Source organism: Corynebacterium sp. (assembly GCF_012837295.1).
Classification (GTDB): domain Bacteria; phylum Actinomycetota; class Actinomycetes; order Mycobacteriales; family Mycobacteriaceae; genus Corynebacterium.
The window spans coordinates 1-14,142 of sequence record NZ_DURI01000215.1 but is presented as its reverse complement, the minus strand read 5'-3'; the positions used below and the strand labels follow the sequence as shown (position 1 = coordinate 14,142).

General features: G+C 71.0%; 13 protein-coding genes. All 13 read left to right on the top strand.

The genetic code is table 11. The features are described 5' to 3' along the window. A partial coding sequence (locus tag GX015_RS07195; protein ID WP_291343942.1) for a uroporphyrinogen-III synthase occupies positions 1–1,488 on the top strand: 1,488 nt, incomplete at its 5' end. 70 nt (positions 1,489–1,558) lie between these two features. Continuing rightward, a complete protein-coding gene (hemB, locus tag GX015_RS07190) occupies positions 1,559–2,587 on the top strand; it encodes a porphobilinogen synthase (RefSeq protein ID WP_291343940.1) in 1,029 nt (342 codons plus the stop codon). Beyond that, a complete protein-coding gene (locus tag GX015_RS07185) occupies positions 2,584–3,180 on the top strand; it encodes a hypothetical protein (RefSeq protein WP_291343939.1) in 597 nt (198 codons plus the stop codon). Before hemB ends, GX015_RS07185 begins: the two co-directional genes overlap by 4 nt. Then, entirely contained in the window at positions 3,170–3,553 is a 384-nt protein-coding gene (locus GX015_RS07180; RefSeq protein ID WP_291343936.1) for a hypothetical protein, read from the top strand. The genes GX015_RS07185 and GX015_RS07180 overlap by 11 nt, the downstream gene beginning before the upstream one ends. Beyond that, positions 3,550–6,318 (top strand): HAD-IC family P-type ATPase, encoded by a 2,769-nt coding sequence (locus GX015_RS07175; protein WP_291343934.1) that lies wholly within the window; start codon positions 3,550–3,552, stop codon positions 6,316–6,318. The genes GX015_RS07180 and GX015_RS07175 overlap by 4 nt, the downstream gene beginning before the upstream one ends. Positions 6,319–6,418: 100 nt before the next feature. Beyond that, positions 6,419–7,759 carry a glutamate-1-semialdehyde 2,1-aminomutase gene (gene hemL / locus GX015_RS07170; RefSeq protein WP_291343932.1) on the top strand — a complete coding sequence of 447 codons (1,341 nt, stop codon included), beginning with the start codon at positions 6,419–6,421 and terminating at the stop codon, positions 7,757–7,759. Continuing rightward, on the top strand, positions 7,756–8,400 hold the full coding sequence (locus GX015_RS07165; RefSeq protein WP_291343930.1) for a histidine phosphatase family protein: 645 nt from the start codon (positions 7,756–7,758) through the stop codon (positions 8,398–8,400). Before hemL ends, GX015_RS07165 begins: the two co-directional genes overlap by 4 nt. Positions 8,401–8,489: 89 nt before the next feature. Further along, positions 8,490–9,104 (top strand): TlpA disulfide reductase family protein, encoded by a 615-nt coding sequence (locus GX015_RS07160; RefSeq protein ID WP_291343928.1) that lies wholly within the window; start codon positions 8,490–8,492, stop codon positions 9,102–9,104. Continuing rightward, a complete protein-coding gene (locus tag GX015_RS07155) occupies positions 9,105–9,947 on the top strand; it encodes a cytochrome c biogenesis CcdA family protein (protein ID WP_291343926.1) in 843 nt (280 codons plus the stop codon). It begins immediately after the preceding gene. Between the two features lie 99 nt (positions 9,948–10,046). Further along, entirely contained in the window at positions 10,047–11,657 is a 1,611-nt protein-coding gene (locus GX015_RS07150; RefSeq protein WP_291343943.1) for a cytochrome c biogenesis protein ResB, read from the top strand. Between the two features lie 142 nt (positions 11,658–11,799). Continuing rightward, positions 11,800–12,849: a c-type cytochrome biogenesis protein CcsB gene (gene ccsB, locus GX015_RS07145; protein ID WP_291343924.1), complete on the top strand. Its 1,050-nt coding sequence runs from the start codon at positions 11,800–11,802 to the stop codon at positions 12,847–12,849. Next, positions 12,849–13,229 carry a hypothetical protein gene (locus tag GX015_RS07140; RefSeq protein ID WP_291343922.1) on the top strand — a complete coding sequence of 127 codons (381 nt, stop codon included), beginning with the start codon at positions 12,849–12,851 and terminating at the stop codon, positions 13,227–13,229. Before ccsB ends, GX015_RS07140 begins: the two co-directional genes overlap by 1 nt. 39 nt (positions 13,230–13,268) lie before the next feature. Next, on the top strand, positions 13,269–14,142 hold an 874-nt coding region (gene rfbB, locus GX015_RS07135; protein WP_291343920.1), incomplete at its 3' end, for a dTDP-glucose 4,6-dehydratase.

The following is a 14,142-nucleotide window of genomic DNA, read 5'->3' as shown; positions in this document are numbered from 1 at the left end:
CGCCCGGCGCCGCCGACGGCCGCCGACATCCGCGAGCCGGCCGGCGATCCCACGGAAATGAGCCGCGCGCTGGTCGCCGAGGCCCGCCGCGGCCACGACGTCGTGCGCCTGGTCGCGGGCAATCCGCTGACCAGCGATGACGTGCTCGCCGAGATCAACGCGGTGTCGCGCAACAGCATCGAGTTCCAGATCGTGCCCGGCATGTCCGTGCCGTCGACGGTCCCGGCCTTCGCCGGCATCGCGCTGGGCTCGACCTACACCGAGACCGACCTCGGCCGCGCCGACGTCGACTGGGACGAGCTGGCCTCCGCCCCGCAGCCGCTGGTGCTGCAGGCCGTCGAGGACGACCTGTCGGCCATCGCGGGAGAACTCTCCGCCCGCGGCCTGCCCGATTCGCTGCCCACGTCGGTGACCGTCCACGGCACCACGCGCCTGCAGCGCACCTACGACGTCACGCTGGGCACGCTGGCCCAGCTCTCGGGCGACCTGTCGGGCCCCTTGGTGGTAACGCTGGGCAAGGGCGTCGACAAGCGCTCGAAGTACAGCTGGTGGGAAAACCGTGCCCTGTACGGCTGGAACGTGCTGGTGCCGCGCGCGAAGGGCCAGGCCGGCCCGATGCGCACTCGCCTGGCCGCCCATGGCGCCATCCCGATCGAGGTGCCCACCATCTCCATCGAGCCGCCGCGCAGCCCCGCCCAGATGGAGCGCGCGGTCAAGGGCCTGGTCGACGGCCGCTACCAGTGGGTCGTGTTCACGTCCGTCAACGCCGTCAACGCGGTGTGGGACAAGTTCACCGAGTTCGGCCTGGACGCGCGCTCCTTCGCGGGCGTGCGCATCGCCGCGGTCGGCCACAAGACCGCCGCCGCGATCCGCGAGCTGGGCATCACGCCGGAGCTGCTTCCCGACGAGGCCCGCCAGAACGCCGCCGGCGTGGTCGAGGTCTTCCCCGAGTTCATCGAGGGCATGGACCCGGTCAACCGGGTGCTGCTTCCGCGCGCGGACATCGGCACCGACGTGCTGGTCGACGGCCTGATGGACCTGGGCTGGGAGGTCGACGACGTCACCGCGTACCGCACCGTGCGCGCCGCCCCGCCGAGCGCCGAGATCCGCGACATGATCAAGACCGGCGGTTTCGACGCCGTGTGCTTCACCTCGGGGTCGACGGTGAAGAATCTGGTGGGCATCGCGGGCAAGCCGCACTCGCGGACGATCATCGCCTGCATCGGCCCGATGGCCGCCGCGACGGCCCGCGAGTACGGCCTGCGCGTCGACGTCATGCCGGAGCGTGCGGGGATCACCGATCTCGTCGATGCCCTGGCGGACCACGTGGCCAACCTGCGCGCCGCCGGCCAGCTGCCGCCGCCGCGCAAGAAGCGCCGCAAGCGCGCCGCGGAGGCCCCCGAGCCCGCGAAGGATCCCGCGCCGCGGGCCGACGACGATTCGCTTGACGACGTCCCGGCGGGCGCCCCGGAGCAGCCCGGGGAGTAGTTCCCGGTGCGGGCGCGGCCCAGCCGGACCCCGGTGCCCGTTTCCGGACGGCCGACCGTACCCTGGGGGCATGACGGATTCCGGTAACCCCTCTGCCAACGTTCCCGCCCCGATCCGCAGGCCGCGCCGCCTGCGGTCCAGCCCGGTCATGCGGCGGATGACGGCGGAGACGTCCCTGACGGTCGATGATCTGATCCTGCCCATGTTCGTGGCCGACGGACTCGACGAGGTGCGCCCGATCTCCTCGCTGCCCGGCGTCGTGCAGCACACCGAGGACTCCCTGGTGCGCGCGGTCGAGGAGGCCGCGGGGCTGGGCATTCCCAGCGTCGACCTGTTCGGGGTGCCGCTGGACTCCGACAAGGACGGCGAGGGCGCCTGCTCGTGGCGGGAAGACGGCGTGCTCAACCGCGCGCTGTCCCGCCTGCGCCGCGAATTCGGCGATGACGTGCTGATCATGGCCGACACCTGCCTCGACGAGTTCACCGACCACGGCCACTGCGGCGTCCTGCGGACCGACCGGTGGGGCCGCACGGTCGTGGACAACGACGCCACCCTGGGCAACTACGCCCGCATGGCCGTCGCCCAGGCCGACGCCGGCGCCCACATCGTGTCGCCGTCCGGGATGATGGACGGCCAGATCGAGGCGATCCGCGCGGCGCTGGACGCGGCGGGCCACACCGACGTCGCCATCATGGCGTACTCGGCGAAGTACGCCTCGGCGTTCTACGGGCCGTTCCGCGAGGCCGTCGGCAGCTCGCTGGAGGGCGACCGCCGCACCTACCAGCAGGATCCCGCGAACCGCCGCGAGAGCCTGCTCGAGGTGGAGCTCGACGTCGCCGAGGGCGCCGACTTCGTCATGGTCAAGCCGGCCATGGCTTACCTGGACATCGTCCGCGAGGTCGCCGACATGTCGCCGGTGCCCGTCGCGGCGTACCAGGTGTCCGGCGAGTACGCGATGATCCACGCGGCCGCGGCAAACGGCTGGATCGACCTCGACGCGGCGATGATGGAATCGGTCCTGGGCATCCACCGGGCCGGCGCCGACCAGGTGCTCACGTACTTCGCCGTCGACGTCGCCCGGAAGCTCCGCGAGCGATGAGGGACAGGCCCGCGGCCCCGGAACAGATCGTCGGCGCCTGGCAGGCGTGGTTGACCACCTGCGTGCTGCAGGTCGCGGCCGCGATGACCACCCTGGCCGTCAACCTGCTCAATCCCGGCGCGCTGTTGGACGTTTCGGGGTTCGGCGGGCAGTCCGCCGGCGCCTCGTTCCCGGAACTGGGCGCGGACGAGAAGATCCTGGTGGCCCGGGGATCGGCGGTGATGACCATGCTGATCACGCTGACGTTCACCGCGATCTTCGCGTTCCTGGCGTTCCGCATGCGGGCCGGCTCCAAATGGGCCCGCCTGATTTTGGTCGCGGGCTCGGTGTATTTGATCGTCAGGATGGTGACCATCTTCATGGGCGGGCCCGTGGGGCCGTGGTCCCTGGCCCCGGTGCCCCTTCAGCTTGCCGACGGCGCACTGGCCATCGCCTCCGCCGCCGCGGCCGGTGCGGGGCTCGTGCTGGCCTCCGGCCGGCGGGCGATGGAGTATTTTGGCCCCGGAGGAGATGATTCCGGCGGGAAGCCGGGATCGGCGCCCGGCGATGGGCCGTGGCGCGCCGGCGGAAAGGATGGCGGGCATGGCCGCTGACGTACGGGCCAGCCGACCGGCATGGCAGTTGACCCTGGTCGGAGGCGCGATCGCGCAGGCCGTGGTGGGCATGCTGCTGTTGTCCCAGGACCGTTCCGGCATCCGGTCCGAGGTGGCGCGGGACATCGTCATCGTCGGCGGGCTGGGCATCGCCGCGGCGATCCTCGTCGCGGTGCTCGCCCCCTCCGCCGCAACCTCGAAGGTGGTCCGGCGCGTTCTCGTCGGAGTCATCGCGTTGATGACGTTCGTGTCGCTCGCGGGCGCGATGGCGATGGCCGTGACTCCCTGGACGGCCGTCCCCGCGGGCGTGATGATCATCGGGCTGATCCTGCTGTACCGCGACGCCCGGGCCGGTGAAGGCGGGCGGGTATGAGCCCGTCCACGAATCGGCCCCCGAATTGCACCGCCGCGCCCGGCGACCCGTCGGCGACGGCGCCCGACCCGAAACGCGGGCCCGCGCCGGCGGCGGACACGCCCTCCGAGTACCGGACGGTGGCCGGCGAGGATTCCCGGGAGGCCGCGCAGCTCGACAAGGCCCGCGATCTGCTGGAAACGGATGAGCGGGTCAGCCGCGCCATCGACGAGGCGAAGGAAGCCGCCGCCTGGCTGAGGTCGAAGCGGCGGTCCGACGACGACGAAAGCCTGCATCAGCGCCTCGCACGGCGCACGGGCACCGGCTTGACGTCCTACGGCCTCGTGCTCAACGGGCTCGAATCGGCGCTCGCCGCCGACGAAGCCGAGAAGATCCTGGACGCCTTCCCGGGCGTCCGGGCGACGGTCGTCTACTCGCCGGGCCGCGCCTGGGTCACGGCGCCCGACGATCTCGCCCCCGACGTTCTCATCGCCGCGCTGGCCGAGCACGGCATCGGCGCGTACCTGACCCGGAATTCGCTGCGCCGCCGGGCCACCCGCCTCGATGCGGCTCCCCGCCGCCGCCCCGCCGTGCCCGCCGCGGCACAGCAGATGGCGGAGGCGAGGGTGCGCCGTCGTGAAGCGGCCCTGCGCGCGGAAGGCTCCAACGAGGTCCTGTTCACGGCCCGGGCCCTGGTGACGCGCACGCGGTTCCTCGTGTCCCTGCTGCTGACCATCCCGGTGCTGCTCCTGTCCCTGTACGTGCCGTGGCAATTCGACGGCTGGCAGTGGCTGTGCGCCGGGCTGACGACGGTCGTGGCGCTATGGGGCGGCTGGCCGTTCCACCGCGCGATGCTCGCGTCGATGCGCCGGCGGATGTCCGCGCTCGACGGGGCCAGCGCCGTGGCCATCTTGGCGGCGTGGGCCTGGTCCCTGGCCGAGCTCGTCTTCGGGCCCGCCGGGAAGATCGGCTTCACGACGTCGCCGACGTGGTTCGCCTTCCACTACGAGCGCAGCGCCCCGGCGGAGCTGTTCTTCGACGTCGCCTGCGGAGTGACCGTGCTGCTGCTCGCCGGGCGACTGGTGACCAGGTACAACCGCGTGCGCTCCGGCGCCGCGATGAACGTGTTGCGCATCCCCGCCGACCGCCAGGTCACCGTGGTGCGCAAGGCGGGCAAGGCCGCCAAGCCGGAACAGCGGCGGGTGCCCATCGCCGAGCTGAACATCGGCGAGGACGTCCTCGTGCCGCCGGGCCAGATCATCCCCGTCGACGGCATCGTCGTCGGCGGCGCCTCCCGCGTGGACTCGCGCGTCGTCGGCGGCGGGAGCACGCCCGCGGAGGCGAAGGTCAACTCCCGCGTGTGGGCCGGTTCGATGAACCTGGACCAGCGCCTGAAGGTCCGCGTCTCGCGCACGGGATCCAAGACCCGCGCAGCGGCCATCCAACGGTGGATGCAGACTGCCATCCGCGAAGAGGACGTCGCCCACCAGACCGCCGTGCGCTCCGCGTCGGTGCTGGTTCCGTGGACCATGCTGCTGGCCTTGGTGGCCTTCGGCATTTGGTGGCTGGTCTCCGGCGGGGCCGGCGGCGCATTCGCCGTCGCGCTGGCCATCCTCATCGGCATTGCGCCGGTGGCGCTGGCCATGTCGACGTCGACGGCGCTGCGCATCGGCATCCTCTCGGCGGCCGAGCGCGGCCTGCTCATCCGCGACGCCGAGGCCTTCCGTTCGCTGGCCGGCGCCGACTCGGTGATGTTCAACCGGGTGGGCACGTTGACGGCGGGCGAGATGCACGTCCTGCAGGTGCAGGCGGCGAAGGGGGAGAACCCCGAGCTGATCCTTCGCGTCGCCGGTGCGCTGATGATGGAGAGCGACCACCCGGTCTCCGCGGCGATCGTCCGCGCCTGCCGCGTTTCCCGCGACGCCGGGTCGGGCGGCGGCGACGTCCCGCACTGGATCGAGGTGCACCACGTCGAGATCAACGCCGATGGCGCATTCGTCGGGCAGGCGGAATTGCCGGTGGTCACGTCCGACGGCAACGTCGAAAAGCGATTCGTGGAGGCCAGCCTGTGGCGCCCCCGCGACATGTCCGCCCTGGACGAGCGGATGGCGGTCGCGGCCCTCGGCGGCGGCACCCCGCTGGTGATCAGCTGGCGCGGCAAGGTCCGCGGCGTCATCACCGTCGGAGAGGACATCAAGCCCGACGCCGTCGAGGCGGTCGACGCGCTGGAGGAAATGGGCGTCGACACCATCATGATCACCCGCGACCCCTACCCGGTGGCCAGGCGCTTCGCCGACCGCCTGGGCATTTCGCGGGTGTACGCGGGCATCATCCCCGGCCGCAAGGCCGCCACCGTGCGCGGCATCCATTCCGGAGGGGAGACCGTGGTCATGGTCGGCGGCTCCGACGTCGCCGAATGCCTCCGCGTCGCCGATGCGGGCGTGCTCATGGACGCCGACGCCGGCGTCGACGACCTCGAAATCGAGGAATCCGACGTGGTGTCCCTGCGCTCGCGGGTCGGTTCCATCCCCGAGGCGATCTCGCTGGCGCGCGACGTCACCCGGACGATGTCCGGCAACATCGCCTTCGCCTGGGGCTACAACATCGCGGTGCTCGTGCTGTCGGTCCTCGGTCTGCTGCACCCCCTGATCACCTCCGTGCTCATGGTGCTCGCGGGCTTGTGGATCGAATGGCATTCGCGCCGCCTCAACCGGATCATGGGCCGCGGCGGCATCCGCCCCGCCCTGTCCCGCCGCATGGCCCGCCGGGTGGCGGCCGGCAATTGACGGCGGTGCAGGACCGCATCCCGCCCCCGCCCACTGACCTGCCCGCCCGCCGGGACACGGGGCGGGGCGGGTGTGCCCGGGCCGTCGGCGTTTCCCTACGATGGGCTGCGTGACTACACCCCAGCGGACCTCAAACCAGCAGACGGACAATTCCGCGCGCCTCTTCGACGGCGCCCGCGCGGTGACCCCGGGCGGGGTGAACTCCCCGGTGCGCGCATTCGGCTCGGTCGGCGGCACTCCCCGCTTCATCGAATCGGCGCGGGGCTCGCGCCTGACCGACGTCGACGGCAACGAGTACGTCGATCTCGTGTGCTCCTGGGGCCCGATGCTGATGGGCCACGCCCACCCGGCCGTCGTCGAGGCCGTGCGTGAGGCTGCGGGCCGCGGCCTGTCCTTCGGCGCCCCGACCGCGGGGGAGACGGAGTTGGCGCAGGAGATCATCGACCGCACGTCGGTGGAGGAGGTCCGCCTGGTCAACTCCGGCACCGAGGCCACCATGTCCGCGGTGCGCCTGGCCCGCGGCTTCACCGGCCGCGGCAAGATCGTGAAGTTCGACGGCTGCTACCACGGCCACGTCGACGCGCTGCTGGCCTCCGCCGGTTCGGGCGTGGCCACTTTCGGCCTGCCGGATTCGCCGGGCGTCACCGGAGCCTCCGCCGCCGACACCATCGTCGTGCCCTACAACGACGTCGAGGCCGTGCGCCGCGCGTTCGCCGAGAACCCGGGCGAGATCGCCTGCGTGATCACCGAGGCCGCTGCCGGCAACATGGGCACCGTCGCGCCGGGCGAGGGCTTCAACGCCCAGCTCAAGGAGATCGCCAACGCGGACGGCGCGCTGCTGATCCTCGACGAGGTCATGACCGGCTTCCGCACCTCCGCCAACGGCTGGTACGGCGTCGACGGCGTGGCCGGCGACCTGACCACCTTCGGCAAAGTCGTCTCCGGCGGCCTGCCCGCCGCCGCGTTCGGCGGCCGCCGCGACATCATGGAGCACCTCGCCCCGCAGGGCCCCGTCTACCAGGCGGGCACCCTGTCCGGTAACCCCGTCTCCGTGGCCGCCGGCCTGGCCAGCCTCCGCGCCGCCGACGAGTCGGTGTACGCGGCCGTCGCGGCCAACGCCGACCGCATGGCGGGCATCCTGTCCGACGCGCTGACGGCCGAGGGCGTCGCCCACAACATCCAGCGCGCCGCCACCTTCTTCTCCCCGCGCTTCGCGGAGGGGGAGGGCCGCGACTTCGCCGACATGAAGGCCGCGGACACGTTCCGCTACCCGGCGTTCTTCCACGCACTGCTGGAAAACGGCGTCTACGCGCCGCCGAGCTGCTTCGAGACCTGGTTCGTGTCCTCCGCGCTGACCGATGCCGACTTCGAGATCATCGAGTCCGCGGTCCGCATCGCCGCGAAGGCCGCCGCCTCCGCCACTCCGGAGCGGGACCAGTGACCGGCGAGGGCAACGGGCGCACGCCCGTCCATTCGCCGCGCACGATCGTCCACCTCATCCGCCACGGCGAGGTGCACAATCCGGGGAAGATCCTCTACGGCCGTCTGCCGGGCTACCGCCTGTCGGACCGGGGCCGCGCGATGGCGGAGGCCACCGCGGAGGCGTTCGCCGGCCACGACGTCGCCTACGTGGCGTGCTCGCCGCTGCAGCGCACCCGCGAGACCTGCGAGCCCGTCACGCGCGTGACCGGTCTGGAGCCGGTCATCGATCCGGACGTGCTGGAGGCAGGCAACACCTTCGAGGGCCTCCACGTGCGCGGCTGGGACTCCGACCTGTGGAACCCGCGCTACTGGCCGCGCCTGCGCCGCCCGGGCGTGCCCAGCTGGGGCGAGCCCTACGAGGAGATCGCCGACCGCATGTTCGCGGCCATCGGCCGCGCCCGCGGGGCCGCCGAGGGCCGCGAGGCGATCATCGTCACCCACCAACTGTGCGTGGTCGCCGCCGCGCGCCGCGCCCGCGGCCTGAGCCTGGCCCACAATCCGGCGGACCGTCAGTGCGACCTGTCGTCGGTGACGTCGCTGGTGTTCCTGGGGGACACGATCGTCGACGTGCGCTACTCGGAGCCGGCTGCGCATCTGTGACGGAGCCGGGGCCGCGCCGTGATTCGGTGTCCGGGCCCCTTCTTCGTTAGATTGCAGTGAACCCCGATTGTGAAATGGACGGCCTTCCCATGCGCCCCCTCTTCCGCACCTTCGCCGCCGTGGCGGGCATCGCCCTGACCGCGTCGTTGGCGGCATGTTCCAGCGACACCGTCGGCCACGATGCCGTGGCCATCGGCGGCACCTTCGAGTTCGTGTCGCCCGGCGGCCAGACGGTGATCGAGTACGCGCCGGAGGACCGCGCGCCCGTCGCCGACGTCTACGGCGAGTCCCTCATGGAGGAGGGGAAGGAGATCCGCCTGTCGGATTTCGAGGGCGAGATGGTGGTGCTCAACGCCTGGGGCCAGTGGTGCGCCCCGTGCCGCTCCGAGTCGGATGACCTGCAGGCGGTCCACGAGAAGATGCAGGCGGATGGCCTGGGCACGATGCTCGGCATCAACGTCCGCGATCACGTCATCTCCGCGCCCCGCGATTTCGTGGAGGACAACGGCCTGACCTACCCGTCGATCTACGACCCGCCGTTCATCAACGCGGGTTCGCTCGGCGGCATCCCGGCGTCGGTGATCCCGACGACGATCATCCTGGACCGCGAGCACCGCCCTGCGGCGGTCTTCCTCAAGGAGGTCAGCGAGTCCGAGCTGTGGGACGCCGTGCGCAAGGTCGCCGACGAAGGCGGGGCGGCGTAGATGCTCCTCGCCTCCGGCATCGGCGACGCGTTCGCGGACGCCGCGGCGCAGGGCCCGATCGTGCTGGCCCTGCTCGCCGCGGCGGCCGCGGGTCTGGTGTCCTTCGCCAGCCCGTGCGTGATTCCGCTGGTCCCCGGGTACGTGTCCTACTTGACCGGCATCTCGGGCACCGCGGGTTCCCCGCTTGACGACGCCCCGCCGGGCACCGGTTCCGGCGCCACCGCGGTGGCGGCGCGGAACAAGGCGGAGAAGCGGGCCCGCGCCCGCGTGGGATTGGCGTCGCTGTTGTTCGTCGCCGGTTTCACGGTGATCTTCGTGCTCGGTTCGGCGTCGGTGTTCGGGCTGGTTTCGACGCTGCGCCTGGAGGCGCGGACGCTGACCATCGCCGGCGGCATCGTCACCATCCTCATGGGCCTGGTGTTCATGGGCATGGTCCCTGCGCTGCAGCGGGACACCCGCATGGCCCCGAAGCGGTGGACCACGTGGCTGGGCGCCCCGATGCTCGGCGCGGTTTTCGCGCTGGGGTGGACGCCGTGCCTGGGGCCGACGCTGACGGCGATCATCTCGGTGTCCGCGGGCACCGAGGGGCTCACGGCCGCCCGCGGCGTGTTGCTGATCGTGGCGTACTGCCTGGGCCTGGGCTTCCCGTTCATCCTGGTCGCGTTGGGTTCGGCCCGCGCGATGAAGGGCGTGGATTGGCTGCGCCGCAATTCCCGGACGATCCAGATGGTCGGCGGCGCGATGCTCGTGCTGGTGGGCGTCGCGTTGGTCTCCGGGGTCTGGGATATGTTCGTCAATTGGATTCAGGTGGCGTTCATCACCGACACGGTGACGCCGATTTAAGCGGGCCCGACCGGCCCGATCAGCAAGGAGATGGCAGCACAGATGGCGACTTCCACGCAGGATGCGCGGGCGGTGCGCGGCACGGCCGGCGCGAAGGCGATGCGTCCGGTGCGTGCCGCGTGGCGCTGGTTGACCAGCATGCGCACGGCGCTGATCCTGCTGTTCCTGCTCGCTTTCGCCGCCATCCCCGGCGCCCTGCTGCCGCAGCGCAACCTGTCGGTGGACAAGGTCAACGAATACTTGGCCAACAACGGCACGATGGCGGAAATCTTCGACAAGCTCCAGCTTTTCGACGTCTTTTCGTCCGTCTGGTTCACCGCCATCTACGTTCTGCTGTTCGCGTCCCTGGTGGGCTGCATCATCCCGCGCACGGTGGAGCATTGGAAGGCCATGCGCACGCCGCCGGCGCGGGCGCCGAAGAATCTGGGCAGGCTGCCCATGAACGACGCCGGCGACGTCGACAAGCCGCTCGACGCCGTGAAGGCGGACGTCGCGTCGCGCCTGAAGCGCTGGCACGTGACGGAGACCCCGGCCGACGAGGACCGTGCGGGCGCGGTGTCCTTCTCCGCCGAGCGCGGGTTCTTCCGCGAGTTCGGCAACCTGGTGTTCCACCTGGGCCTGGTGGCGCTGCTGATCACCATCGCCGCCGGCAAGCTGCTGTACTACGAGGGCCAGATCATCCTGGTCACCGGCACGGGCACCCAGATCGAGGACGAGGCCGTCGAGGGTGCGGTGAGCAACCCGTTCTGCAACACGGCCCCGGCCAACTTCGATTCGCTGCGGCCCGGGCTGCTTTTCGACGGCACCGGCCTGAACCCGTTCTGCGTGCAGGTGGAGGATTTCGTCGCCGACTACCTGCCCAACGGCCAGGCGGAGATGTTCCGGTCGAACATCCGCTGGGCCGGCGAGGACGAGATGCGCGACCCGGTGGAGACGTGGAACGAGCAGGAGCTGCGCGTCAATCACCCGCTGCGAGTCTCCGGCGATCGCGTGTACCTCCAGGGCCACGGCTTCGCGCCCGCGGTGAAGGTGACGTGGCCCAACGGCGAATCCCGCACGTCGATCGTCCAGTTCCGCCCGGATGACCCGACCTTCTTCCTGTCGTCGGGAGCCATGCGCTTCGACCCGCCGGCCGGCATGTACCCGGACCTCTACGAGCGCCGCCAGAATCAGATCGCCATCGAGGGCCTGTTTGCCCCGACCGCGGAGTTCACCGGCGACACCGGCCAGCTGCTGACGTCGGTGTACCCGGCCATGAACGACCCGGCCCTGGCCATCGACGTCTACCGCGGCGACGCCGGCCTGGACACCGGCCGCAGCCAGCAGCTGTTCTCGCTGGACCGTGACCTCATGCACTCCGGCCAGCTGGAGAAGATCGACCGCGTCAACCTGATGGAGGGCGAGGACGTCACCCTCGACGACGGCACGAAGCTCGAGTTCCTGGGCGCCAAGGAGTTCGTCAATCTGCAGGTGTCGCATGACCCGACGCAGGTGTGGGTGCTGTGGTCGTCCATCGCGATGCTCGCCGGCCTGGTCGTGTCGCTGGCCGTCAAGCGCCGCCGCCTGTGGGTGCGCCTGCACCCGGTGTCCGAGGGCGTCACCCGCGTGGAGTTCGGTGGCCTGGCCCGCACGGACCGCGCCGGCTGGGGCGACGAGTTCGACGAGTTCGTCCGCGGCGTGCTGGGCCGCCCGGAGCCCGAGGACGACTGACCAACGTGGTTTAGCGACGGTCCGTCGCAAAGCGGAAACCGCCCGGCCAGCGCGAATGCCCCCGGGGGTTGGGTTTTCGGCGCGACCACGACTACGGTCATACCCGATCGCACGAACCCCGGACAGACAGGAAACGGCCCCGATGCCCGTCAACCAGACCCTGGCGCAGTACTCCGATTGGTCCTACTTCTCGGCTTTCGCCCTGTACGCGCTGGCGCTGCTGCTGTTCATCGCCTACTACGCGCGCCGGCTGTCGGCCCTCGAGGCCCGTGCCGAGGCCCGTTCCGAGATGGGCGAGAAGGTGCTCGTCGCCTCCGGCGGCTCCACCGCGGATGCGACGGGGACCGGCACCGGCACCGGCGGCGCCAGCGTCGGCACCGACACCTACGACGCCAACGACGGGGACTCGGAGGCCATCGCGGAGAAGTTCCGCAAGGCGTCGTCCCTCGGCGCGATGGCCGAGATGGTCGTCTACATCGGCGTCGCCGTCCACCTCGCGTCGGTGGTTCTGCGCGGCCTGTCCGCAGAGCGTTTCCCGTGGGGCAACCTGTACGAGTACATCTCGGTGTTCAGCCTGTTCGCCATGGTCATCGCGTCGGTGCTGCTGCGCCGCAACGAGATGCGCATCTTCTGGCCGTGGCTGCTCACCCCGGTCGCCGCGCTGATGTTCTACGGCGGCACGTCGCTCTACGCCGAGTCCGCGCCGGTCGTCCCGGCGCTGCAGTCGGTCTGGTTCCCGATCCACGTGTCCACCGTCTCCATCGGCGGCGGCATCTTCCTGGTGTCCGGCATCGCGTCGCTGCTGTACCTGCTGCGCATCAAGCAGCCCAAGGGCGGCGAGAAGGGCTTCTTCGGCAAGCTGGCCATGCCGCTGCCGTCGGCGAAGACCCTCGACGCCATCGCGTACCGCACCGCCATCTGGGCGTTCCCGCTGTTCGGTCTCGGCGTCGTCTTCGGCGCGATCTGGGCCGAGGTCGCGTGGGGCCGCTTCTGGGGCTGGGACCCGAAGGAGACGGTCTCCTTCATCACCTGGATCGTCTACGCCGGTTACCTGCACGCCCGCGCGACGTCGGGCTGGCGCAACGCCGCCGCCGCGTGGATCAACATCATCGGCTTTGCGACGATGGTGTTCAACCTCTTCTTCATCAACATGGTCGTCTCCGGCCTGCACTCCTACGCCGGCCTGAACTGATGCACGCGACGTCGAAGGGCTCCCTGACCCTGGGCGCCTTCCTGTTCCTCATCGGCCTGTTCTTCACCGTGTTCGCCCCCGGCGGGCTCGGCGAGGTGACCATGGTCGCGGGCGTCGCCATGATCCTCGCGGCCTTCGCCCCGCCCGGCGTCATCCGCCGGTTCGGAACCACCCGCGCGTTGTTCGCGGGCCTGGGCCTGATCGTGCTGGGCGCGGTGCTGACCATCGCCGACTGGTCCGACAACGCCCCGGCGTGGGTCGAGGTCGTCGGCGGGGCGCTGTTCCTCGCCGGCGTGCTGACGATGACCATCTACGCCACCGCGCCGAAGGACTCCACCGGTGCGCCCGCGCCGCGGCACGACCGGATGGGCCGACCCTAGGCGGTCAGGGGCCCGCCGACCCCGGGGTACGGTGGGCGCATGCGCATCCTCGTCACCGGCGGCGCCGGCTTCATCGGCTCCAACTTCGTTCTGCGGACCCTGGCCACGCGGCCGGACGCCGACGTCACCGTGCTGGACTCCTTCACCTACGCCGCGAATCCCGCGAGCCTCCGCACGGCCGAGGGGCCCTTCGTCTGCGAGGTCGTCGTAGGTGACGTGCGCGATGCCGAACTCGTGGATGCACTCGTCGCCAAGCATGACGTGGTGGTGCATTTCGCGGCCGAGTCGCACAACGACAATTCGCTGCGCGACGCCGACCCCTTCGTCAGCTCGAACGTGGTGGGCACGGTGACGCTGCTCAAGGCGTGCGCGAAGCACGGCGTACGGCTGCACCACGTCTCCACCGACGAGGTCTTCGGCGATCTGGCGCTCGACGACCCGGCGCGATTCACCCCGGCCACGCCGTACAACCCGTCGAGCCCGTACTCGGCGTCGAAGGCGGCGGCCGACCATTTCGTCCGGGCCTGGGTCCGCAGTTTCGGGCTGGCGGCGACGATCAGCAACTGCTCCAACAATTACGGGCCGCGGCAGCACCCGGAGAAGTTCATCCCGCGCCAGATCTGCGGGCTGCTGCGCGGTCGCGAGCCCCGGCTGTACGGCACCGGCGACAACGTGCGCGACTGGATCCACGTCGACGACCACAACGACGCCGTGTGGGCGATCCTCGATCGCGGATCCATCGGCGAGACGTACTTGATCGGCGCCGACGGGGAGCGGGCGAACATCGACGTCGTCGGCGACGTCCTCGAGGCCTTCGGCCGCGGGCGCGACGATTTCATCCACGTCACCGACCGGCCGGGCCATGACCGCCGCTACGCCATCGACCCGTCGTCGATGACCGCCCTGGGGTGGG

Coding starts and splice junctions, on each gene's coding strand:
- hemB (WP_291343940.1), top strand. CDS start 1,559: ATGACGGATTCCGGTAACCCCTCTGCCAACGTTCCCGCCCCGATCCGC.
- GX015_RS07185 (WP_291343939.1), top strand. CDS start 2,584: ATGAGGGACAGGCCCGCGGCCCCGGAACAGATCGTCGGCGCCTGGCAG.
- GX015_RS07180 (WP_291343936.1), top strand. CDS start 3,170: ATGGCCGCTGACGTACGGGCCAGCCGACCGGCATGGCAGTTGACCCTG.
- GX015_RS07175 (WP_291343934.1), top strand. CDS start 3,550: ATGAGCCCGTCCACGAATCGGCCCCCGAATTGCACCGCCGCGCCCGGC.
- hemL (WP_291343932.1), top strand. CDS start 6,419: ATGGGCTGCGTGACTACACCCCAGCGGACCTCAAACCAGCAGACGGAC.
- GX015_RS07160 (WP_291343928.1), top strand. CDS start 8,490: ATGCGCCCCCTCTTCCGCACCTTCGCCGCCGTGGCGGGCATCGCCCTG.
- GX015_RS07155 (WP_291343926.1), top strand. CDS start 9,105: ATGCTCCTCGCCTCCGGCATCGGCGACGCGTTCGCGGACGCCGCGGCG.
- GX015_RS07150 (WP_291343943.1), top strand. CDS start 10,047: ATGCGTCCGGTGCGTGCCGCGTGGCGCTGGTTGACCAGCATGCGCACG.
- ccsB (WP_291343924.1), top strand. CDS start 11,800: ATGCCCGTCAACCAGACCCTGGCGCAGTACTCCGATTGGTCCTACTTC.
- GX015_RS07140 (WP_291343922.1), top strand. CDS start 12,849: ATGCACGCGACGTCGAAGGGCTCCCTGACCCTGGGCGCCTTCCTGTTC.